Consider the following 784-nt stretch of genomic DNA (forward strand, 5'->3'; position numbering starts at 1 on the left):
AAATTGTATTCTTAAATTTGTCTACCATAAACAATATTTTTTTAAAAGGAGAATAAGGATCATGGCAGAAGAAAAAGTATTAAAAACTGATCCAGTCGAAGAAGTTAATGGTTTGGTAGAAAAAGCCTTAGTTTCTTTAGAAAGAATTTTTAAAAATAGAGGATCAAGAAAAGGTAGATAAAATAGTTCAAGCAGCAGCAGTAGCAGCACTTAATGCACACGGACCTTTAGCATTAGCGGCAGTTGAGGAAACAGGTAGAGGTGTTGTAGAAGATAAAGCTACTAAAAATTTATACGCATCTGAATATATAGTAAACAATATGCGTGGAGCAAAAACTGTAGGTGTAATCGACTACGATGATGTTGATGGAATTAAAACTATAGCAGAACCAGTAGGGGTTGTTTGTGGTATTGTTCCAACAACAAACCCAACATCTACAACAGTATTTAAATCATTAATATGTTTAAAAACAAGAAACCCTATTATATTCAGTTTTCACCCATCTGCAAATGAATGTTCAAAACAAGCAGCTAGAATAGTAAGAGATGCGGCTATAAAAGCAGGAGCACCAGAAAATTGTATTCAATTTATAGAAAAACCTTCAATGGAAGGTACTAACGCATTGATGAATCATCCTGGTGTAGCAACTATCCTAGCTACAGGTGGTAATGCTATGGTTAGAGCTGCTTATTCATGTGGGAAACCAGCACTTGGAGTAGGTGCAGGAAATGTTCCAGCTTATGTGCATAAAGAAGCTAAATTAAAACAAGCAGTTAATGATAT

At 34.6% G+C, this 784-nt stretch carries 1 pseudogene; it reads left to right on the top strand.

The annotated features are described in order from the left end of the window. Positions 1-61: 61 nt before the first annotated feature. Positions 62-784: pseudogene (locus HMPREF1871_RS06045) on the top strand (aldehyde dehydrogenase family protein); the annotation flags it as partial.

The organism is Gemelliphila asaccharolytica, assembly GCF_001553005.1.
GTDB lineage: Bacteria > Bacillota > Bacilli > Staphylococcales > Gemellaceae > Gemelliphila > Gemelliphila asaccharolytica.